The sequence below is a fragment of the Mesorhizobium ciceri WSM4083 genome (assembly GCF_000519305.1).
GTDB classification, from domain to species: domain Bacteria; phylum Pseudomonadota; class Alphaproteobacteria; order Rhizobiales; family Rhizobiaceae; genus Mesorhizobium; species Mesorhizobium ciceri_B.
On record NZ_JAFG01000003.1, the window covers coordinates 1,056,049 to 1,075,515 of the forward strand.

Annotated in this window: 17 protein-coding genes; 6 read left to right on the forward strand and 11 right to left on the reverse strand. The window is 64.4% G+C overall.

The genetic code is table 11. The features are described from left to right. Window positions 1-25 precede the first annotated feature (25 nt). On the reverse strand, window positions 26-826 hold the full coding sequence (locus tag MESCI2_RS0105235; protein ID WP_050596463.1) for an SDR family NAD(P)-dependent oxidoreductase: 801 nt from the start codon (window positions 824-826) through the stop codon (window positions 26-28). Between the two features lie 165 nt (window positions 827-991). On the opposite strand from MESCI2_RS0105235, the gene MESCI2_RS0105240 reads away from it, so the two are divergent. From MESCI2_RS0105240 to MESCI2_RS0105265, 6 genes are all read left to right on the forward strand, one after another. Continuing rightward, the gene (locus MESCI2_RS0105240) at window positions 992-1,852 is read left to right on the forward strand and encodes a DeoR/GlpR family DNA-binding transcription regulator (RefSeq protein WP_027035650.1); all 861 of its coding nucleotides are present in this window, start codon (window positions 992-994) and stop codon (window positions 1,850-1,852) included. Window positions 1,853-1,891: 39 nt separating this feature from the next. Continuing rightward, window positions 1,892-2,692, forward strand: a complete 801-nt coding sequence (locus MESCI2_RS0105245; protein WP_023809131.1) for a BtpA/SgcQ family protein — start codon at window positions 1,892-1,894, stop codon at window positions 2,690-2,692. Window positions 2,693-2,852: 160 nt separating this feature from the next. Next, on the forward strand, window positions 2,853-4,373 hold the full coding sequence (locus MESCI2_RS0105250) for an FGGY-family carbohydrate kinase (protein ID WP_027035651.1): 1,521 nt from the start codon (window positions 2,853-2,855) through the stop codon (window positions 4,371-4,373). After that, entirely contained in the window at window positions 4,373-5,002 is a 630-nt protein-coding gene (locus MESCI2_RS0105255) for an HAD family hydrolase (protein ID WP_027035652.1), read from the forward strand. The genes MESCI2_RS0105250 and MESCI2_RS0105255 overlap by 1 nt, the downstream gene beginning before the upstream one ends. Window positions 5,003-5,155: 153 nt before the next feature. After that, window positions 5,156-6,142, forward strand: coding sequence for a tagatose kinase (locus tag MESCI2_RS0105260; protein WP_027035653.1), 987 nt, complete (start codon window positions 5,156-5,158; stop codon window positions 6,140-6,142). Then, entirely contained in the window at window positions 6,142-7,410 is a 1,269-nt protein-coding gene (locus MESCI2_RS0105265) for a D-tagatose-bisphosphate aldolase, class II, non-catalytic subunit (RefSeq protein ID WP_032900326.1), read from the forward strand. The genes MESCI2_RS0105260 and MESCI2_RS0105265 overlap by 1 nt, the downstream gene beginning before the upstream one ends. A gap of 57 nt (window positions 7,411-7,467) precedes the next feature. Here MESCI2_RS0105265 and MESCI2_RS0105270 read toward each other — a convergent pair whose 3' ends face one another. The 10 genes from MESCI2_RS0105270 to MESCI2_RS0105315 all read right to left on the reverse strand — a co-directional run bounded on the left by MESCI2_RS0105270 (window position 7,468) and on the right by MESCI2_RS0105315 (window position 19,449). Further along, window positions 7,468-8,814, reverse strand: a complete 1,347-nt coding sequence (locus tag MESCI2_RS0105270; RefSeq protein WP_027035655.1) for an NAD(P)/FAD-dependent oxidoreductase — start codon at window positions 8,812-8,814, stop codon at window positions 7,468-7,470. Between the two features lie 377 nt (window positions 8,815-9,191). Further along, the gene (locus tag MESCI2_RS0105275; protein ID WP_027035656.1) at window positions 9,192-10,646 is read right to left on the reverse strand and encodes an NAD-dependent succinate-semialdehyde dehydrogenase; all 1,455 of its coding nucleotides are present in this window, start codon (window positions 10,644-10,646) and stop codon (window positions 9,192-9,194) included. Next, window positions 10,643-11,947: a 4-aminobutyrate--2-oxoglutarate transaminase gene (gabT, locus tag MESCI2_RS0105280; RefSeq protein WP_027035657.1), complete on the reverse strand. Its 1,305-nt coding sequence runs from the start codon at window positions 11,945-11,947 to the stop codon at window positions 10,643-10,645. The genes MESCI2_RS0105275 and gabT overlap by 4 nt, the downstream gene beginning before the upstream one ends. Window positions 11,948-12,044: 97 nt before the next feature. Then, on the reverse strand, window positions 12,045-12,236 hold the full coding sequence (locus MESCI2_RS01000000134300; RefSeq protein ID WP_024502248.1) for a hypothetical protein: 192 nt from the start codon (window positions 12,234-12,236) through the stop codon (window positions 12,045-12,047). A gap of 4 nt (window positions 12,237-12,240) precedes the next feature. Beyond that, window positions 12,241-13,938, reverse strand: coding sequence for a hydantoinase B/oxoprolinase family protein (locus tag MESCI2_RS0105290; RefSeq protein ID WP_032900327.1), 1,698 nt, complete (start codon window positions 13,936-13,938; stop codon window positions 12,241-12,243). A gap of 11 nt (window positions 13,939-13,949) precedes the next feature. Continuing rightward, a complete protein-coding gene (locus tag MESCI2_RS0105295) occupies window positions 13,950-15,980 on the reverse strand; it encodes a hydantoinase/oxoprolinase family protein (protein ID WP_027035659.1) in 2,031 nt (676 codons plus the stop codon). A gap of 26 nt (window positions 15,981-16,006) precedes the next feature. Then, window positions 16,007-16,708: a GntR family transcriptional regulator gene (locus MESCI2_RS01000000134305; RefSeq protein ID WP_024502245.1), complete on the reverse strand. Its 702-nt coding sequence runs from the start codon at window positions 16,706-16,708 to the stop codon at window positions 16,007-16,009. After that, complete coding sequence (locus MESCI2_RS01000000134310) at window positions 16,701-17,753, reverse strand: branched-chain amino acid ABC transporter permease (RefSeq protein ID WP_032900328.1); 1,053 nt, start codon at window positions 17,751-17,753, stop codon at window positions 16,701-16,703. Before MESCI2_RS01000000134310 ends, MESCI2_RS01000000134305 begins: the two co-directional genes overlap by 8 nt. Further along, window positions 17,753-18,667 (reverse strand): branched-chain amino acid ABC transporter permease, encoded by a 915-nt coding sequence (locus MESCI2_RS0105310; RefSeq protein WP_027035660.1) that lies wholly within the window; start codon window positions 18,665-18,667, stop codon window positions 17,753-17,755. The genes MESCI2_RS01000000134310 and MESCI2_RS0105310 overlap by 1 nt, the downstream gene beginning before the upstream one ends. 11 nt (window positions 18,668-18,678) lie before the next feature. Further along, window positions 18,679-19,449, reverse strand: coding sequence for an ABC transporter ATP-binding protein (locus MESCI2_RS0105315; protein ID WP_032900329.1), 771 nt, complete (start codon window positions 19,447-19,449; stop codon window positions 18,679-18,681). Window positions 19,450-19,467 lie beyond the last annotated feature (18 nt).

Sequence of the window (19,467 nt, forward strand, 5' to 3'; positions counted from 1 at the left end):
ATCCGGCTGCAGCGGCCAAAAGCCGTCAGGTCATGTAGACGCCGCCGGTCACGTTGACCCCCTGGCCGGTCATGAAGCGGGCTTGATCCGAACAGAGGAACACGACGACGTCGGCGACATCCTCCGGCAGCTCGAGCCGGCCGAGCGGCGTCTGCGCTATATAGTCGGCGACCACCCGTTCGGGCGTGACTTGCCGCAGATGCGCCTCCCACTCGACTTCTCGCGATTGCATGCCGGTCTTGACGAACCCCGGGCAGACGGCATTGACGCGTATCCCTTTGGGCGCGAGCTCGCGAGCAAAGGCTTGCGTCCAGCCGAGCACGGCGAACTTGGATGCCGAATAGTGCGCCAGGAGCGGCGCACCGACCTTCGCCGCAAGCGAGGCGGTGTTGACGATGCAGCCCCTGCCCTGCTTGACAAAATGCCGTCCAGCGATCTGATTTGCCAGGAACACCCCGCGCGCATTGACCGAGAAGTTGAAGTCCCACTCCTCGTCGGTCAAATCCAGCGCATGCTGCATAGTGGACACGCCGGCATTGGCGATCAGGATGTCACAGCCGCCTAGCGCTTCCAGCACAGTTGCAAAGGCCGCCTCGACGGAATCGCGACGGCGAACATCGACCGTGACGGCGGCGGCACCGCCGCCAATCTCCTCGGCCGCCTTGCGCGCCGCGTCGGGATCCAGATCGCCGATCGCCACGGCGACACCCTGCCGCGTCAGGGCGGTCGCGATCGCGCGACCGATCCCCGCGCCGCCACCCGTCACAAAGGCACGCTTGCCCGCGAGTTCGGCAAGCACTGGAGGAATGACGGAGGCAGCCGGCATGGTCGTATTCTCTCTGCTTGGTGGCGGAATGCGTTCTGTTGATATGGAGATGCATACCAATAAATTCGAACACTGCAAACATATTTTTGTTTAAAAATGTTCGATCATACGGTAGAGTCGAAGTTGCAGACCGCTTCGTCAGCGGCTTACCCACCGGATACATCGATGGCCGACGACACCACCTCTCCCCTATCGTCCACGCATGGCGCACCGCGTGATGCCGACCGTCAGCGCCTTCTCGCGCACGATCGACAGGCACGCATCCTGGCTTTCCTGCGCCGCACGGGGTCGCTCACCGTCGCTGCGGCAGCGGCCGAACTCGCCGTTTCCGACATGACGATCCGCCGCGATCTCGTCGAACTGGAACGCGAGGGCAGGCTGGTGCGAATCCATGGCGGCGCGATCGAGGCCGAGAACCCGCCGCTGGTCGCCATGGACAGTGAGGAGCCGAGTTTCGATTCGCGCTTGCGCCAGCGCCGTGACCCGAAGGCCGCGATTGCCGCGGCCGCGGCCGCCTTGGTTTCGGGATACCGCACCATCGCGATGGATGTCGGCACCACCACCTATCTGATGGCCGAGCACCTCAGGGACCTTCCGCACGCCAAGGTGTTCACCAACAGCCTCAGGATCGCGGCGCTGCTGAACGGCGGCGCGCCCGAGGTCTATGTTGCCGGCGGCCGCGTACGGGCCGACGAGATGTCGACCGGCGGGCCTTCGGCCATCGCCCAGTTCGAGGCGCTGTGGTTCGACGTCGCCGTGATCGGCGTCTCCGGCATCACGGCGGACGGCCTCTTCGACTATTCCTTCGATGATACCGATATGAAGCGCGCCTATCTGAGACGGTCGGGCACCAAGATCGTGCTGTGCGATTCCGCCAAATTCCTGCGCATGTCGCTGGTGCGGATAGCGCCACTGTCGGACATCGATATCCTCATCACCGATGCCGAGCCGCCGGCCAAGATCGCCGCGGCGCTCGCCGCGGCCAAGGTCGACCTGCGCATCGCGCCGCCACTGACGCGCGACTGAGGCGCAACATTTTCACTTTATCCCCAAGGAGACGACTCGATGGTTTTTGAATTTTTCGGCGACAAGAAGAAGGCTGTCATCTCGATGGCACATATCGGTGCCCTGCCGGGAACGCCCCTCTATGATGCCGATGGCGGCCTCGACAAGCTGATCGATGGCGTGCTCTCCGACATCCGCAAGCTGCAGAGCGGCGGCGTCGATGCCATCATGTTCGGCAACGAGAACGATCGCCCCTATGTCTTCAAGGCGCCGCCGGAAGGCATCGCCGCCATGACCGCGATCGTCCAGGCGGTGAAGCCCGAGCTGAAAGTGCCGTTTGGCGTCAATTATCTCTGGGACCCGACCGCCAGCGTCGCGATCGGGGCGGCCACCGGAGCCCGTTTCGTGCGCGAGATCTTCACCGGCCTGTTCGCTTCCGACATGGGCTTGTGGGAGCCCGATTGCGCCGCCGCCTCGCGCCTGCGGCACAATCTTGGTCGCGACGACATGAAGCTTCTCTTCAACATCAATGCCGAGTTCGCACACTCGCTCGACCAGCGCCCGATTGAATTGCGCGCCAAGAGCGCGGTGTTCTCGTCGATGGCAGACGCGATCCTCGTTTCCGGTCCGATCACCGGCCAGCCGGCCGACCAGTCCCACCTGCGCAGCGTCTGCGAGACGATCAAGGACGTGCCGGTCTTCGCCAACACCGGCGTGAACATCGACAATGTCCGCGATGTCCTTTCGCTGGCGAGCGGCGTCGTGATCGGGACCCATTTCAAGATCGATGGCAACACCTGGAACGCCGTCGACGGCGATCGGGTCAAGCGCTTCATGGACGTTGTCGCCACCTTGCGCTGAGGACGGCTTCCACGGCGATGCCGGCCACCGCCGGCTCGCGGTGATCATATCGATCGTTGCGGGCCGGCGTCCGGAATGATCGACTGGTATCGAGCAGTGGAACACAACGAGGCAGACAGGTTCGCCCGCCTGCCCTTCCCGGCATTTCAATGGATTCGACATGGCGTTCGTTCTCGGTCTCGATATCGGCACCACCTCGACGATCGGCATCCTGATCCGGCTTCCCGATCAGGTGAGGGGCCTCGCCTCGCGCCCCGTCACGCTGCATTCCGAGCATGCGGGCTGGGCCGAGGAAGATCCAGCGCAATGGTGGGCCAATGTCCGCGACATCGTGCAGGAGTTGCTCAGGACCAGCGGCATCAAGGCCGAAGAGATCGTGGCGGTCGGCACCACCGGCATGCTGCCGGCGGTCGTTCTTGTGGACGACCAGGGCGAGGTGCTGCGGCCGAGCATCCAGCAGAGCGACGGCCGCTGTGGCGCCGAAGTGGCCGAACTGCGGACCGAATGCAATGAGGCGGCTTTCATCGCCAAGGCCGGCAACGGCATCAACCAACAGCTCGTCACCGCAAAGCTGCGCTGGATAGAGCGTCACGAGCCGGAGGTGTTCAGCCGCATCGCCACCGTTTTCGGCTCCTATGACTATATCAACTGGCGCCTCACCGGCGAACGTGCGGTCGAGCAGAACTGGGCGCTGGAGGCCGGCTTCGTCGATGTTTCGACGCACCGGATCGACGACGATCTGGTGGCGCTCGCTCACATACCGCGCTCGGCCGTGCCCCGAAAGATCGCCTCGCATGAGATCCTCGGTTCCGTCTCGGCGAAGGCCGCGGATGAGACCGGCCTGATGGCGGGAACACCTGTCGTCGGTGGTGCGGCCGACATGATCGCCTCCGCGCTCGGTGCCGGAGTTGCCAAAGCAGGCGATGTCCTCCTGAAATTCGGCGGCTCGGTCGATATCCTGATCGCCACCGATCAGATCAAGCCCGATCCGCGCATGTATCTCGATTACCACCTGGTGCCGGGCCTGTTCATGCCCAATGGCTGCATGTCGACCGGCGGCTCGGGCCTCAACTGGTTCGTACGCAATTTCGCCGGCGGCGAGATGGTCGCGGCACAGGCCGAGGGTATTTCGGTACACCAGCGGCTCGATGCGCTGGCGGCAGAGCGTCCCGCCGGTGCCGATGGCCTCATCATCCTGCCCTATTTCCTCGGCGAGAAGACGCCGATCCATGATCCAGCGGCCCGTGGCGTGATCGATGGGCTGACGCTGTCGCACGATATCGGCCATGTCTGGCGCGCTTTGCTCGAGGCCTATGCCTTTGCCATCGCGCATCATGTAGAGGTGCTCAACGACATGGGCCACCGGACCGAGCGCTATCTCGCCTCCGACGGCGGCTCAAGCAGCAAGGTCTGGATGCAGATTGTCGCGGATGTCCTGCAAAAGCCGGTCCAACGCCTGACCGGGCACCCCGGCTCTTGCATCGGCGCTGCCTGGACGGCGGCGATCGGCGTCGGCCTGACCGACGACTGGTCGGGCGTTTCCGGTTTCGTCAGCTTCGCCGACCGGCTGGATCCCGACCCGCGCAAGGCCGACATCTACCGCGACGGCTATCGCCGCTATCGCGATCTCTATGCACGCCTGTCGGCTCCTGGCGCGACCAAAGCGGGATCGTCATCGTGATGTATCGCGCCGTCGCCTGGGACATCGACGGAACGCTGATCGACAGCGAGCCGTTGCATCATCAATCTCTCCTCGCCGGCTGCCGCAACTGGAACGTCGATCTTGACGACCTGCCCGACCAAGCCTTTCGCGGCATCCATATGGGCGACGTCTGGACAATGCTGCGCCCCCGTCTCCCAGCCGGGCTCGACCAGGCGGAGTGGCTCGCCGCCATCAATGCCCACTACGTCGCGAACCGGGCCGACGCCGTCCCGATCCCCGAGGCGGTCGAGACGATCCGGACCCTGGCTGACCGCGGCGTCCCGCAGGTCTGCGTGTCGAATTCCGGCCGGCAAGTCGTCAATGCCAATCTCGCTGCGCTCGGCGTGCTCGACCATATGAGCCTCACAATCAGCCTCGACGACGTTTCGGCCGGCAAACCCGACCCAACGCCCTATCGCGAGGCCTGCCGGCAGCTCGCCATGGCTCCAGGGTCCGTCGTGGCCGTGGAAGACAGCCGCACCGGCACTGAGGCCGCACGAGCCGCCGGTCTGTTCGTGGTTGGCTATCTCCCCAGCGGCGGCCAGCTCGGCGACGTCGATCTCAGTACCAACCGTCTGTCGTCGATCCTGGACCTGTTTCCCGGCTGAGGGTTTGCGCGCTGTTCCAAGTGTGCGCTTGACCATGCATGCAGGTTTGTAGCGTGATGGCAGCTGATCGATTCACATCGATCCGGTAGGAATCCTCTTGCGCCTCGGCGTCGTGAAACCGCAAACGACACCATACCCAGGATCGGACGCTTGATGAACGACCTCCCCCAAACACTTGCACCGGACTCGCTCGGGCCAACCGTGACGATGGGAGAAATCCTGGTAGAGATCGTCGCGAGGCAGACGGGCACCGGCTTCCGGGAACCGATCGACCTCATTGGCCCCTTTCCGAGCGGCGCGCCCGCCATCTTCATCGATCAATGCGCGCGTATGGGCGGAGCGGCGGCAATGGTGGGCGTGGTCGGCGACGACGATTTCGGCTTCGTCAACATGGAGCGCCTGAAGCGAGACGGCGTAGACATCTCCGCCATCGCAGTTTCCTCGGATTATCCGACGGGCAGCGCCTTTGTTCGCTACCGCACGGACGGAAGTCGAGATTTCGTCTACAACATCGCCAAATCCGCCGCCGCCCGGCTGGAATGGACCCCGCAGGTCGAGGCGCTGATCGCGCGTTGCGGGCATATCCACGTCATGGGAACGGTGTTCGCAAGCCCCGCCGCCTGGGCGATCACCGAACGCGCGATCCCCTTGATCAAGGCGCGCGGCGGCACGATGTCGCTCGATCCGAACCTGCGCAAGGAATTGCTGGCGCACGGGCAGACCGAGGAGAAATTCGCCGGCCTGGTGGACGAAGCGGACTTGCTGCTGCCGTCGGGCAACGAATTGTTCCTGGCCGCCGGCATGGACGGCGAGGAACGCGCAATCGAGGCGCTGTTCAAACGAGGGGTCAAGGAGATCGCCGTGAAGCGCGGCGAACGTGGCGCGTCAGCCCGTCAAAGCACCGGAGCCCGCGCCGATTGCCCCGGCCTGATCGTCGAGGAAACGGACCCCACCGGGGCCGGCGACTGTTTCGGCGGAGCCTATGTCGCATGCCGGCGGCTGGGCATGGCGCTGCAGACGGCGCTCGAATTCGCCAACGCGGCAGGCGCGCGCAACGTCACACGCCTCGGCCCCATGGAGGGAGCCGGCACGCGGGCCGAGCTGGAAGATTTCATGGCAAGAACGGCGAGAAGAAGCTGATGCGTGTGGCGATCGAAGATGTGCCGGCCCTGCACAGGGAAGGCAAGAAAATCGGGGTGACCTCGGTGTGTTCGGCACACCCCCTGGTGCTGAAAGCCGCACTGCGCCGCGGCCGGGAAACCGGCACCACCGTCCTGATCGAGGCGACGTGCAATCAGGTCAATCATCTGGGCGGTTATACGGGCATGACGCCGGCCGATTTCGCGGCGATGGTGGAAGCGCTCGCGGCAGCCGAGCAGTGCCCGGAAGAGCTGATCGTGCTTGGCGGGGATCATCTCGGCCCTAATCCCTGGAAAGACCGGCCCGCCGAGGAGGCGATGGCGCAGGCCGGGACGATGGTCGATGCCTATGTCCGCGCCGGCTTCCGCAAGATCCACCTCGATGCGTCGATGGGCTGCGCGGGTGAACCGGCGGCGCTAGACGACCACACGGTGGCCGGGCGCGCGGCCAGGCTGGCAGGCGTCGCGGAGCAGGCGGCAGCGCAGAGCGGCGGGGCAAGCCCGGTCTACATCATCGGGACGGAAGTGCCGCCGGCCGGCGGCGCCGATCACGCTTTGGATGCGATCACCCCGACCAGTCCGGAGGCCGCTCGCCGGACACATGCCATTCACGCCCAGGCATTCCAAACCGCCGGGCTTGAAAGCGCATTTTCCCGCGTCATCGGGCTTGTCGTGCAGCCGGGCGTGGAGTTCGGCAACCAGAATGTGATTTTCTACGATCGGGCAAAGGCCAGCGATCTGGCGGCAACTCTGAGCACATTGCCGTCGCTCATTTTCGAAGCCCATTCGACGGACTATCAGGGCGAGAGGCCGCTGCGTGAACTCGTCGAGGACGGCTTCGCCATCCTCAAGGTCGGCCCCGAGCTGACCTTCAAACTGCGCGAGGCGCTGTACGCGCTCGACCTGATCGCTTCCGACCTGGTGCCTGGCTATGGCGAGCGGCCGCTTTACCACGCCATGGAAGAGTTGATGCAAGCCGCGCCCAAGAACTGGGCAAGCCACTATCATGGCAGCGATGCCGACAAACGGACGCTGCGCCACTACTCCTATTCCGATCGCATCCGATATTATTGGGCGACCCCGCAAGCCCGTGCCGCCTGCGACCGGCTCTTCGATACGCTGAACGGCCGCAAGGTGCCGGTGACGCTGTTTCTCCAGCACCTGCCTTCGGCAGCCACCTGGGCCGACCGAGCCTGCGACGGCGAAGAGATCGCGATCCATCACGTCCAGCGAAGCATCGAGGTCTACGCCAAGGCATGCGGCACCTGAACCCCTCGTCCGGTTCTTCAAGGCCAGAGCGCATGGGCTGGCTGGCGGCAGAAATACTTACAGCGATGGTCCCAATCGGATCGGGCTGCCGTCGCTGAAACGGGATTGACGGAACCTGTGGAGATTGTGCCCGGTCTCGTTGCCCTGGATCAAATCGGACAGGATGCGGCCCATTCCGGGTCCTATGCCGAAGCCGTGGCCACTCATCCCGGTCGCGACAACGAGGCCCGGGATCGCAGCGGCGCGATCGACGATGGGCACGACATCGGGCATCGCATCGATCATGCCCGCCCAGCTCGCCTTGAGCGGTACAGTCGTGAACTGAGGGAAAAGCTCCCTGAACCCGCGGTCGATGGCGCGGAGGGCCGACGTCTCGGGAGCCGGATTGAGGACGCGCATCCGTTCGAAAGGGCTTTCTTGATCCGCGTTCCATCTGCGCGGCGTCGACCAGCCGTCCGGGTATCCTCGCGGGGCCGCCGGCAGGTAGCGTGTGCCGAAGGGATTGGCCATCAGGGCGCTGATATATTTGCCCGCATGGCGAAATGCGTCCGGGCCTATGTAGAGTTGGCTACTGCCTCCCGATGCGAGCGTATACCCGCCATCCTGCCTGCGCCGGAAAGCGATGCGTTCGTCCGCCGCGGCACCGGCGTGGATTTCCGCCATCGGTGCTGTCGCGGCGACGGTCGCCCTGACGCTGAGCTGCGGAATCGAGATGCCGTGGGCGCGCAGGAAGAGCGACGTCCACGCGCCGCTGGCGACGAGGACGCTCGAGGTCGCGATGAGCCCTTTCTCGGTCCAGACGCCACTGATGCGACCCCCGGAGATGTCGAGCATACGTGCCGCGCAATTCTCGATGATCGTCACGCCTTCGCGGGCCGCCAGGCGCGCAAGCGCGGGCACGGCGACCCAAGGTTCGGCGCGCATGTCCGATGGAGTGATCATTGCGCCTTTGAACGGTAGCGCCATGGCCGGGATCAGGCTTGCCAACTCACCTTGGCCGAGGAGACGCGTGTCGACGCCATGAGCCTGGGCGATCGTCAGGAATTTCGCGAAACCGGCCATCTCCTTGTCCGTCCGCGCAAGATAGGTGACGCCCGTCTGCTTCAGCCCTATGTCCTCGCCACACTCCTGCGCCAGTTGCCGCCAGAGGCGCTGCGCTTCGATGACGATCGGCAGTTCGTCGGCATCGCGGCCCTGCTGCCGGATCCAGCCCCAATTGCGCGAGGATTGCTCGGCGGCGATGCGGCCCTTTTCCAGCAGCGTCACCGAGACGTTCCGTCGCGCCAGGAAAAGTGCCGTGGTCACGCCAATGACCCCGCCGCCGATGATCACCACATCCGAGCCCTTCGGCAGGGGCTGCTGGAACTGGATCGGGGTGGCTTCGGTGAAGGGGAAGATTGTCAAAGAGCACTATCCTTCCTGGTATTCCGCGGCGGCGTCCGGTCTACGCACTTGGCAGCGATATCGGGGCAGCGATATCGGGGCAGCAATATCCGGCCGCCGTGAAATGTCGATACCACGCGAGGAGATTGATCGTCAGCTACTGCTTGCCGAGAACGACGGCGACAGATCGCGGTTCGGAAGCCCCTCTGGACAATGAGTTCTGAAATCGCCGGCCAAAGGCTGGCGACTGTGCAAGCCGTGCCCCGAGAAACCGTGGCGAATACGACGTCCCTGATCTCGGATAGCACCGGCGATGCCGAGCACGCTTATTCGCGGCGGCCGGCCCATCTCAGTCCCTTTCAAGGCCTGCTCCTGTCTCGCGAGATGGTCGTCATGTCTCATCCCACCTTCAGCCCGCCGAAGCAGGCATATTTCAGCTCCACATATTCATCGATGCCGTACTTGGAGCCTTCGCGGCCGAAGCCGCTTTCCTTGACGCCTCCAAAGGGGGCAAGCTCGGTGGAGATCAGGCCTTCGTTGATGCCGACCATGCCGAACTGCAATTCTTCCAGGACGTGCCAGATGCGGTTGACGTCACGGGCGTAGAAATAGGCCATCAGGCCGTAGCGCGTGTCGTTGGCGAGGCGGATGACTTCCGCTTCGTCCTTGAAGCGAAAGACCGGGGCGATTGGACCGAAGGCTTCTTCCTGCGCCAGCCGCATCGGCGCCAGCATTCCGCTCAGCACGGTCGGCTCGAACCAGGTGCCGCCGAGCGCATGCGGCTTGCCGCCAGTCTCGATGCGCGCGCCGCGATCCACGGCGTCGCCGACAAGCTCTGCCACCTTCGCCACGGCTTTCGCGTTGATGAGCGGACCCTGCACCACCTCCGGCGCAGCGCCGTCGCCGACTTTCAGGCTGGCAACCTGCTCGGTCAGCTTTGCCACGAAGGCGTCATGGATGCCGTCCTGCACATAGATGCGGTTGGTGCAGACGCAGGTCTGGCCGGAATTGCGGAATTTCGAGGCGATGGCACCGGCGACGGCGAGATCGAGGTCGGCGTCGTCGAAGACGATGAACGGCGCATTGCCGCCGAGTTCCAGCGACAGTTTCTTGAGCGTATCGGCGCACTGCCGCATCAGGAGCTTGCCGACGGCTGTCGAGCCGGTGAAGGAGAGTTTTCGGATCACCGGATGCTCGCAGAGCAGGCGCCCGATGCCGGCGGCATCCTTCGAGGGCACGATGTTGAGCACGCCGGCCGGAATGCCGGCCTGCATGGCAAGCTCGCCTATGGCGAGCGCCGTCAGCGGCGTTTCCTCGGAGGGCTTGACGACCATGGTGCAGCCGGCGGCGAGCGCTGCCGCTGCCTTGCGGGTGATCATCGCCAGAGGAAAGTTCCAGGGCGTGATGGCGGCGCAGACGCCGATCGGCTGTTTCAGCACCAGGAAGCGCCGGTCGCGGCCAGCGGATGGGATAACGTCGCCGTAGACGCGCTTGGCCTCCTCGGAAAACCAGTCAACGAAGGACGCTCCGAACGCGACCTCGCCGCGGGCCTCGTAAAGCGGCTTGCCCTGCTCGGCCGTGATCAGCCGGGCAAGGTCTTCCGTGTGGGCGGTGATCAGGTCGAACCAGGCGCGCAGCAGCTTGGCCCGTTCCTTGGCCGGGCGCTGGCGCCAGTCCACGTGCGCGCGCTCGGCCGCAAGGATCGCCCGCTCGACATCGGCGGCTGCAAGATCGGCGACACGGGCGAGAACCGTGCCCGTCGCCGGATTGCGGACCTCGAAGGTCGCGCCCGAGTCCGCGCCGGCCCAGGCGCCATCGATGAAGGCCTGGTCGTGAAGCAATGCGGGCGTCATTGTCCGCTCTCCACCTTTTCCAGCGCCGCCCGCAGGCTGTCCTTGAGGATGGCAATACCTTCGTCGAGATGATCGAAGGGTATGGTCAGCGGCGTCAGCACGCGCACGACATTGCCATGCACGCCGCAGGAGAGCAGCAGCAGGCCCTTTTCGGCGGCGGTGTGCGTGATGGCCTTTACCAGTTCCGGCCAAGGCTGGCGCGTCTCGCGGTCATGCACGAATTCGATCGCCACCATGGCGCCAAGGCCGCGCACCTCGCCGATGCAGGAAAACTCGTTGCCCTCTTGCCAGCCCTCGAAGACCGCCTTCAGCCGGCGCCCGACCTCGTTGGCGCGGTCGATCAGCTTCTCTTCCTCGATGATCTCCAGCACCGCGATCGATGCCGCGCAGGACAGAGGATTGCCGGCAAAGGTGGAGCCGACGCCACCCATCGGGATCTTGTCCATGACATCGGCGCGGCCGGTGACGGCGGCGATCGGGAAGCCGCCGCCAAGGCCCTTGGCCATGACGACGATATCGGCGGCGACGCCGGCATGTTCCATCGCGAACAATTTTCCGGTGCGGGCGAAGCCCGTCTGGATCTCGTCGGCGATCAGCAGGATGCCATGCCTGTCGCAGATCTCGCGCAGCGTGCGCAGGAAGGTGACGGGCGCCGGGTAGAAACCGCCCTCGCCCTGCACCGGTTCGACGAAGATGCCGGCGACGCGCGTCGGGTCCACTTCGGAGCGGAAGAAGCGGTCGAGCGCGGTCAGGGATTCCTGCTCGGAAATGCCGTGATAGGGGATCGGGAACGGCAGGTGGAAGACATCCGGCACCAGCGGACCGAAGCCGGCCTTGTAAGGATTGGTCTTGCCGGTCAGCGTCATCGCCATCAGCGTGCGGCCATGGAAAGCGCCGGAGAAGGCGACGAAGGCCGAGCGACCGGTCGCGGCTCGGGCGATCTTGGCAGCGTTCTCCACGGCCTCGGCGCCGGTGGAGACGAGAAAAGTCTTCTTCGGGAAGTCACCCGGCACCAGCTCGTTCAGCTTCTCGCAGACCGTGACATAGTCGATATAGGGCGTGGTCTGGAACGAGGTGTGCGTGACCTTGTCGAGCTGGTTGCGCACGCGCTCGACCACCTTCGGATGGCGATGGCCGGTGTTGTTGACGGCGATGCCGGCGGCAAAATCGATGTAGCGCTTGCCTTCGACGTCCCACAATTCGGCGTTCTCCGCCTTCTCGATATAGACATCGAGATGTTTCGACAGGCCAGCCGGAATGGCGGCAGCGCGCCGCGCCGTGAAGGCAGCGTTGGTGGACATGGGTATCTCCTTGGACAGTTTGTTATGGCGCGGCGCTTATCGCGGCGCTTGAAGTGGCCGGCCCCGTCCCTGACGGACGGGGCCGGCGCATCAAAGCCTAGACTGCAGCCTTGGCGCGGCGGGCGTCCCGCTCGATCTTCCAGTCGACGCATTCCTGAGAGCAATAGATGCTCCCGTCATGCGTCTTCCTGCGGGCGGAATCCTCGGCCGAGGCCTCGTAGATCAGCACGCCGCAATTGGCGCATTTCGTGTAGCTTTCGATGTAAAGTCCGTTCAGCGAAAACTTCATGGTCTCAGGCCTCCTGATAGCCGTAGTGTTTGTGGGCGGCCGCCTTCGAGACATAGCCTTCGCGGACATCCTCCGCGACAGCCGCCGGATCGCGCTTTGCAGGCTCGCCGTAGCCGCCACCGCCAGGGGTGACAAGCCGCACGCGATCGCCGCGGCGAATGGAGACGTTGGAGTAGCGGCTGGTCGAGGCCTTGCCATAGGCCTCGCGCATCGTCTGCCAGTCGCTTCGTCCGGACTTCATGACCAGCGTCGCGCCGAGACCGCCTTCCGTGCCCCCGTTCAGGCCCCAGGGGGCCAAAAGGTGACGGTCGGTCATCTGCGAACAGATGATCTCGTCGTTGAGGCACAGCATCTGCTTGGAGTAGCCGACCCCGCCGCGATATTCACCCGCACCGCCGGCATCGACGTTGAAGGCGAGGCTTTCGATGCGCCAGGGGAAGCGCGTCTCGTAGACTTCGACCGGCGTGATGCGGCAATTGCCGTTGATCGAGTCGACGCCGTCATTGCCGTCGGCAAAGGCGCGGCCGCCCCAGCCGACCGCTTCGAGGTCGTAGCAGGCGAAATACTCGCCTGTGTCGGCATCGACGCCGCCGAAGACGAAGTTGCAATGGGTGGCACCCTCCGCCGCCATCACCCGGTTTGGGATCGCCGGAGCCATGGCGCCGAGGATCGTGCCGACGATGCGTGGATGGGTTTCGGTGTTGCCGCCGACTTCCGGCGCGGGGAAGTCCACGTTGACGATGGTGCCGGGCGGCGCCATGACGCGGATCGGCCGGAAGCAGCCGGAATTGCGCGGTATCGTCGGATCGGTCATGTGCAGCACGGCGTTGTAGGCCGCCGATGTGGCAACGCCGAGCGTGGCGTTGATCGGGCCGGAGGCCTGCGGCGAGGAACCGTGATAGTCGACGATGATCTCGCCGCCGCGCTTATGCACCTCGACGGCGACTGTGTAGGTGCGGTCGGCGTCGATACCGTCGCTCTCAATCGTGTCGGAGAAGGCATAGATGCCGTCCGGGATCGCTTCCAGTTCGGCGCGCATGCGGCGCTCCGAATAGAGCAACAGGTCGTTGACCGTCTCCTTGATCTTCTCCTTGCCGTACTTCTGGTAGATCTGCGCCATCTGCTTTTCGCCGAGGTCGACGGCGGCGATGAGGGCGCGCAGATCGCCATAGTTGACGCGCGGCGTCCGCACATTGGCGAGAAGCAGCTTCCAGACCTCGATATTGTCCTTGCCGCGCTTCTTGATCTTGACCGGCGGAATGCGAAGGCCCTCCTGGAAGATCTCCGTCGCCTCGCCACAGAAGCCGCCGGGCGCCATGCCGCCGACTTCGGCGATATGGCCGATGGCGACGGCAAAGCCCATGATCTCGCCGTCGACGAAAATCGGCTTGAAGAAGGTATGCTCCGGCGTATGCAGGCCCCCGCGATAGGGGTCGTTGTGCAGGATGACGTCGCCCTCCTCGATCTCGTCGATCGGGATTTCCTTGAGGCAGGATTTGACCAGCAGCGGCATGCCGCCGATCTGCGCCGGGCAATAGTCGGCGACGGCGATCATGTCGCCGTTCATGTCGGCAAGCCCGCAGGTGAAGTCGAGCGCCTCGTTGAAGATCGTCGAATAGGACGTCTTCATCAACACGATCCCCATCTCCTTGCAGAGAGAGACCATGCTGGATTCCAGAATGTTCATCGTAACGAAGTCCATGATGGTACTCCTCAGGCCGAAATGATCAGATTGCCGAGCCGGTCGACGCGGAGCGTCTGTTTCGGCTGCAAAATGGTGACGGAGGCGCTTTCCTCCACAATGGCGGGACCGGCGACGGTCTGCCCCTGCTTGAACGTGCCGCGGTCGTAGGTCTTTACCTCGTGCCAGCCGTCCTCGAAGCGTACCTTGCGGCTGCCGGAGGATGCCGGCGTGCCTTCGCCCTTTTCGAGTTCCCGCATCTTCGGCTTTTCGGAAACGGCGACGGCGACGACCTTGAGATTGACCGTCTCGATGGTCTCTCCGGGGATGGAGAAGCCGAAGCGGTTCTGGTGCTCCTCGTGGAAGCGTTCCCAGAGGCTTGCTGTGGTTTCCTCGGTGAAGTGGTTGGCAGGGAAGCTCAGCTCCAGCTCGTGGTTCTGGCCGAAGTAGCGGGCCTCGATGGAGCGGTAGACCTCCACCTTCTGCTGGTAGCCCTGGGAGACCAGCTCGGCAATGGCGCCATCCACCAGTTCCGTCATTGCCGCCGTGGCGCGGGCACCGTCGAAGTATTTCGAGATCTGCTGTACCGTTCGATGCCGGTCGACGCGCGCATCGGTCATGATGAAGCCGAAGGCGGAAAACTGGCCGGGATAGTTGGGCACGATGCCCTGCGGAATGCCGGAAATATCCATCAGGTCGCAGATGTGCACCGGCCCCGCCCCGCCCGAGGCGACGAGCGAGAAGTCACGCGGATCGAGGCCGCGCTGGAGGAGAACGGCACGCAGCGCGCCCAGCATGTTGTTGTTGGCGATCTGCACCATGGCGAAGGCAGCCGCGTCGACCTCGAGGCCGAGCTGGTCGGCGATCGTCTTGACCGCGCGATGCGCCGCCTCGGCGTCGAGCTTCATCTTGCCGCCGAGGAAATAGTCGGGGTTGATGCGTCCGAGCACGACATTGGCGTCCGTCACCGTGGCATTCTCCCCGCCACGGCCGTAGCAGGCAGGCCCCGGCGCCGCACCGGCCGATTGCGGGCCCATGCGCAGCATACCGCCCTTGTCGATCCAGGCGATGGAGCCGCCGCCGGCGCCGATCGTGTGGATGTCGATCATCGGAATCTGGATCGGCAGGCCCCATTCGATCTCGAAGCTCGTCGTTACATGCTCCATGCCGTCCACGACGGTCGAGCAATCGGTCGAGGTTCCACCCATGTCGAAGGTAACGAGGTTCTTGATGCCGGTGAGTTCGGAGAGGACGCGAGTGGCGACGACCGCACCGGTCGGGCCGGAGAGCGTCATCTGCACCGGCGCTTCGGCGGCACCCTTCAGCGTCGATTCACCGCCGTTCGACTTGATCACGCCGATCCTGTCGCCGATGCCGATGCTATCGAGGCGCTTCTGCATGCGGTGAAAATTGTCGGAGACGATGGGCTTCAGATACGCGTCGGCAATCGTGGTGGAGGCGCGGTCGTATTCCTTCCACTTCGGCAGCACGTCGTAGGAAATCGAGATCGGCATGCCGGGCAGTTCTTCCGCGAGGATGTCGCGGATGCGCTGCTCGTGGCTCGGGTCGATATAGGAAAACAGCGTGCAGACGGCGATCGCCTCGATCGTGCCGTCGGCCTTGATCGTAGCGGCGACCTCGCGCACGGCCGCCTCATCGAGCGCCGTGACAAGCTCGCCCTTGGCGCTGAAACGCCCGCCGATCTCATAGGTGTCAGCGCGCTTCATCAACGGCTTGGTCTTGATCCAGGTGATGTCGTAGTGACTGCGGCGGTCGCCGCGCTGGATGAAGGGGACATCGCGAAAGCCGGTGGTCGTGACATAGGCGACCTTTGCGCCGCGCCTCGTCAGCAGCGCGTTGGTGGCGATCGTCGTGCCGAGACGGATCTTGTCCACGCTTGCGACATCCTCCAACTGTGCGAGCCCCTGGAGCACGCCTTCGATCGGTTCGGAGGGGGTCGTCAGGTTCTTCCAGTTTTCGATGGTGCCGGTCGCCGCGTCGTAGGAAACGAAGTCGGTAAACGTTCCCCCGATGTCGATGCCGATGATTTTCCTGTCAGGCATTATGTCCTCATTTCTCATGGATAGGATCAAGACGAGCGGGGTTTTTCCCGGTCGTAAGCTTCAAGCAGGTGACGCCAGGAATCGCGGATGTGATCGCGAATGGCATCCATCGCCTTTTGGGGATTGCGGGTGCGCAGAGCCTCGACGATCGGCCAGTGATCGACGGCCGCCGCCATCTGGCTCTCGAACTGGCGTTCCGCCATGGTGATCAGCATCTGCACTTCCGCCTGGATGTTGGTGAAGGCGTGCAGCGTCTGGCGGTTCTTCGAGAGCCGGCAGATCTCGAGGTGGAAGGCGAGGTCGTTTTCGACCAGCGCGATCTCGTCATTGGCATTGGCGGCCGCGACCATGGCATCAACGAAACCGGCAATGCGGTCGATGTCGGCATCCGTCATCTGCGGCAGCGCCTGTTCCATCGCAAAACGTTCGACGACGATGCGGAAGGAGAATATCTCATCGATATCGCTGTGCAGGAAGGTTCGAACGAAGGTGCCCTTGCGGGGAACCGCGACGAGCAGGCCGCGCTCCTCCAACCGGCGGATCGCCTCGCGGATGGGGTTGCGGCTGATCCCCAGCTGGCGGGCCAGTTCCGCTTCGTTGATGCGCTGGCCGGGCTGGAGCCGGCCGAAGATCAGTTCGCGCACGAGCAACGTCGAAACCTGGTCGGACAGCATCCGGTGGTCGATGATGCCGATCGGTTCGTCCGTATTGAAGAGATTGTTAGCCATTGATGAGCCCCTTATCGCGCTGTGGCCGCTGCGGCAGGCCAATTTCTCGCCCTGCCATGATCCCGTCTTTGCGGAAGACCAGTATCAACAGCATAAAGCCCGCGATGATAAGTTCCTGCGTGCCCGCCGGCAGCGACCACTGTTGGCCGCCGATCGAAATTCCGCCTTCGAGGCGACGGAAGATATCGACCATCGCCGTGATGACGACGACGCCGACGACCGCGCCGGCAAGGCTGCCCATGCCGCCGACGATGAGCATGGCGAGCGCGAGAAAGGTGAAGCTCAGGAAGAAATTGTTGATCGACACGGTGCCGAGGTAGTGCGCCTGCAACACGCCGCCGAGGCCGACCAGGAAACCCGAGAGCGTGAAGGCAATGAGCCGCGACCAGTAGAGCGAGATGCCCGACGCGGCGGCCGCGACCTCGTCTTCCCGCGTCGCCCGGATCGCAAGGCCGAAGGCGGAAATCTGGTAGAGATAGGCGACGACGATCGCGAGAACGGCGCAGATGAGCGCAAGCCAGGCCGTCACATAGGTTGGCAGGCCGACGATCGAGGCAGAGCCCATCGTGACGCTGTCCCAGTTGGAATAGACCACGTTCAGGATAAAGAGCACCGCAAGCGTGGAGATCGACGCCGCAAGGCCCGTGAGCCGCATGATGACGAGGCCGGTGAGGAAAGCGGCGGCGCCGGCGAGCAGCACCGAGACGATGGCGGACGGCAGCAGCGGAATGCTCTGGTCGCGCAGGAAATGCGGCAGGCCGGACATGGTGATCGGCTTCAGCATCTCGCAGCAGGTCTGCCAGGCCGAGGCATAGGCTGCGATCGCCATGAACGTGGCATGGCCGAAGGAAATGATGCCGGAATTGCCGACGAAGACGTAAAGCCCGACGACGATGACAATGCTGATCAGCATTTCGATGACGGTGCGCTGCAGGGACAGACCGCCGAATTGGCCGGTGACCACGACGATGAGCGCGAGCGGCACGACGAGCGCCAGCACCGGAAACCAGAAGCGGGCGATCACGGCAAGGGATGGCATCTTCATTATACACGTTCCTTCGCGGCGCTGGTGACGATGAGGCCTTGCGGGCGGACGAGAAGGATCAGGATGACGAGCGCGAACACACCGGCATCGCGGAAGGGGCGTAGATCGGTCGGCAGGTAGGTTTGCAGGAGCACGCTGGCGACACCCACGAGGAACCCGCCGAGTGCGGCCCCAGGCAGCGAGCCCATGCCGCCGATGACGGTGGCGAAGAAGCCATAGACGACGGGCATCAGGCCCATGCGCAGATCGAGCGTGCCGGTCTGGATCGTGAGCAGCAGGGAGACCACGCCGCTGAGCAGGCCCGAAATGGCAAAGGCGAGTGCGATCACCCGGTTCGCCGGCATGCCGAGCAGACGGGCCATCTGGAAGTTTTCCGCCGCCGCCCGCATCTGGATGCCGAGCGGTGTCTTCTTGAGAAAGAGAACCAGCGCGACGAGCAGGCCGGCCGTGACGCCCATGGTCAGGAGCTGCACGCCCGGAACGCGCACGCCGCCGATTTCCACCGCATTTGCGAGACTCTGCCCGATGCCGACCGATTTGGGCCGGCCGGTATGGATGAGCATGACGAGGTTCTGCAGGAAATAGCTGACGGCGAAGGAGGAGATGAGCAGCGTCGACGGGTTGGAATTGCGCAGCGGCCGGAAGGCCACGCGCTCCGTCAGCAGCGCCAGCACGACCACCACGGAAAGCACGCCGCCGATCATGAGGGCAGCGGGCAGCGCGCCGAGCAGCAGCGGCGGCGTGACGCTCGCCGTCGGCACGACCAGCGCATAGGCGCCGATCGTAATATAGTCAGCCTGGGCGAAATTGACGAGCCGCATGACGCCGAAGACGAGGCCGATCGCCAGCGCGACAAGGGCATAGAGGCTGCCCAGCGCGATGGCGTCGACGAGAACTTGAACGATGTTGGCCATGGCGTCCCGTCCTAGATCGCAAGGGTGCTGTCGGCCGCTTTTTCGCCCAGATAGGCGCGGCGCACGGCGGGGTTCATCTGGATGTCCTGCGGCGAACCTTCGGCGAGGCTCTGCCCGCCATCGAGCACATGGATGCGCTGGCACACCCCCATGATCACCTTCATATTGTGTTCGATCAGCAGCACGCCGCAGCCGAAGCGGGCCGGCAGTTCGGCGATGACCTCCATCAGCGCCTCGCACTCCGCGTCATTCATGCCGGAGGCCGGCTCGTCGAGCAGCGCGAAGGACGGTTGCAAGGCGAGTGCCCGGGCAATGCCGACGCGCCGCTCGTCGCCATAGGAAAGGCTGTCGCAACGGTGGTCGGCCTTCATGGCGAGGCCCATCCAGTCGAGAATGTCGAGCGCCCGCTCCCGGGCCTCCCGACGAGACAGCCCACTGCCGATCGCCGCAACGGAGAGGTTCTGCTCCACCGTCATCGTGCGGAATAGCCGCGCCGCCTGAAAGCTGCGACCGATACCGGCCTGGGCGATCTTGCGGGCGGTCAGCCGCGAGACGTCGATGCCGTCAAGGCGGATGCTGCCGCTCGTCGGCCGCTGGAAGCCGCTCAGCACATTGACCATGGTCGTCTTGCCGGCGCCGTTCGGGCCGATGAGGCCGAGGACTTCGCCGCGCCTGAGTTCGAGGTCGACCCCGCTGAGCGCCCGGATGCCGCCAAAGGCGACGGCAACACCGCGCGCCTCCAGCCGTTCTTTCGATCCCGATCTTTTCGATGGACGTGACATACCGGGCGAGACCTATCC

Bases quoted from the DNA above. Each gene is read 5' to 3' on its own strand.
- MESCI2_RS0105275 (WP_027035656.1), bottom strand. From the start codon at position 10,646: ATGACGCCCGCATTGCTTCACGACCAGGCCTTCATCGATGGCGCCTGG.
- MESCI2_RS0105255 (WP_027035652.1), top strand. From the start codon at position 4,373: ATGTATCGCGCCGTCGCCTGGGACATCGACGGAACGCTGATCGACAGC.
- MESCI2_RS0105240 (WP_027035650.1), top strand. From the start codon at position 992: ATGGCCGACGACACCACCTCTCCCCTATCGTCCACGCATGGCGCACCG.
- MESCI2_RS0105235 (WP_050596463.1), bottom strand. From the start codon at position 826: ATGCCGGCTGCCTCCGTCATTCCTCCAGTGCTTGCCGAACTCGCGGGC.
- MESCI2_RS01000000134310 (WP_032900328.1), bottom strand. From the start codon at position 17,753: ATGAAGATGCCATCCCTTGCCGTGATCGCCCGCTTCTGGTTTCCGGTG.
- MESCI2_RS01000000134300 (WP_024502248.1), bottom strand. From the start codon at position 12,236: ATGAAGTTTTCGCTGAACGGACTTTACATCGAAAGCTACACGAAATGC.
- MESCI2_RS0105265 (WP_032900326.1), top strand. From the start codon at position 6,142: ATGCGTGTGGCGATCGAAGATGTGCCGGCCCTGCACAGGGAAGGCAAG.
- MESCI2_RS0105290 (WP_032900327.1), bottom strand. From the start codon at position 13,938: ATGGACTTCGTTACGATGAACATTCTGGAATCCAGCATGGTCTCTCTC.
- MESCI2_RS0105245 (WP_023809131.1), top strand. From the start codon at position 1,892: ATGGTTTTTGAATTTTTCGGCGACAAGAAGAAGGCTGTCATCTCGATG.
- MESCI2_RS0105260 (WP_027035653.1), top strand. From the start codon at position 5,156: ATGAACGACCTCCCCCAAACACTTGCACCGGACTCGCTCGGGCCAACC.
- MESCI2_RS0105250 (WP_027035651.1), top strand. From the start codon at position 2,853: ATGGCGTTCGTTCTCGGTCTCGATATCGGCACCACCTCGACGATCGGC.
- gabT (WP_027035657.1), bottom strand. From the start codon at position 11,947: ATGTCCACCAACGCTGCCTTCACGGCGCGGCGCGCTGCCGCCATTCCG.
- MESCI2_RS01000000134305 (WP_024502245.1), bottom strand. From the start codon at position 16,708: ATGGCTAACAATCTCTTCAATACGGACGAACCGATCGGCATCATCGAC.
- MESCI2_RS0105295 (WP_027035659.1), bottom strand. From the start codon at position 15,980: ATGCCTGACAGGAAAATCATCGGCATCGACATCGGGGGAACGTTTACC.
- MESCI2_RS0105315 (WP_032900329.1), bottom strand. From the start codon at position 19,449: ATGTCACGTCCATCGAAAAGATCGGGATCGAAAGAACGGCTGGAGGCG.
- MESCI2_RS0105310 (WP_027035660.1), bottom strand. From the start codon at position 18,667: ATGGCCAACATCGTTCAAGTTCTCGTCGACGCCATCGCGCTGGGCAGC.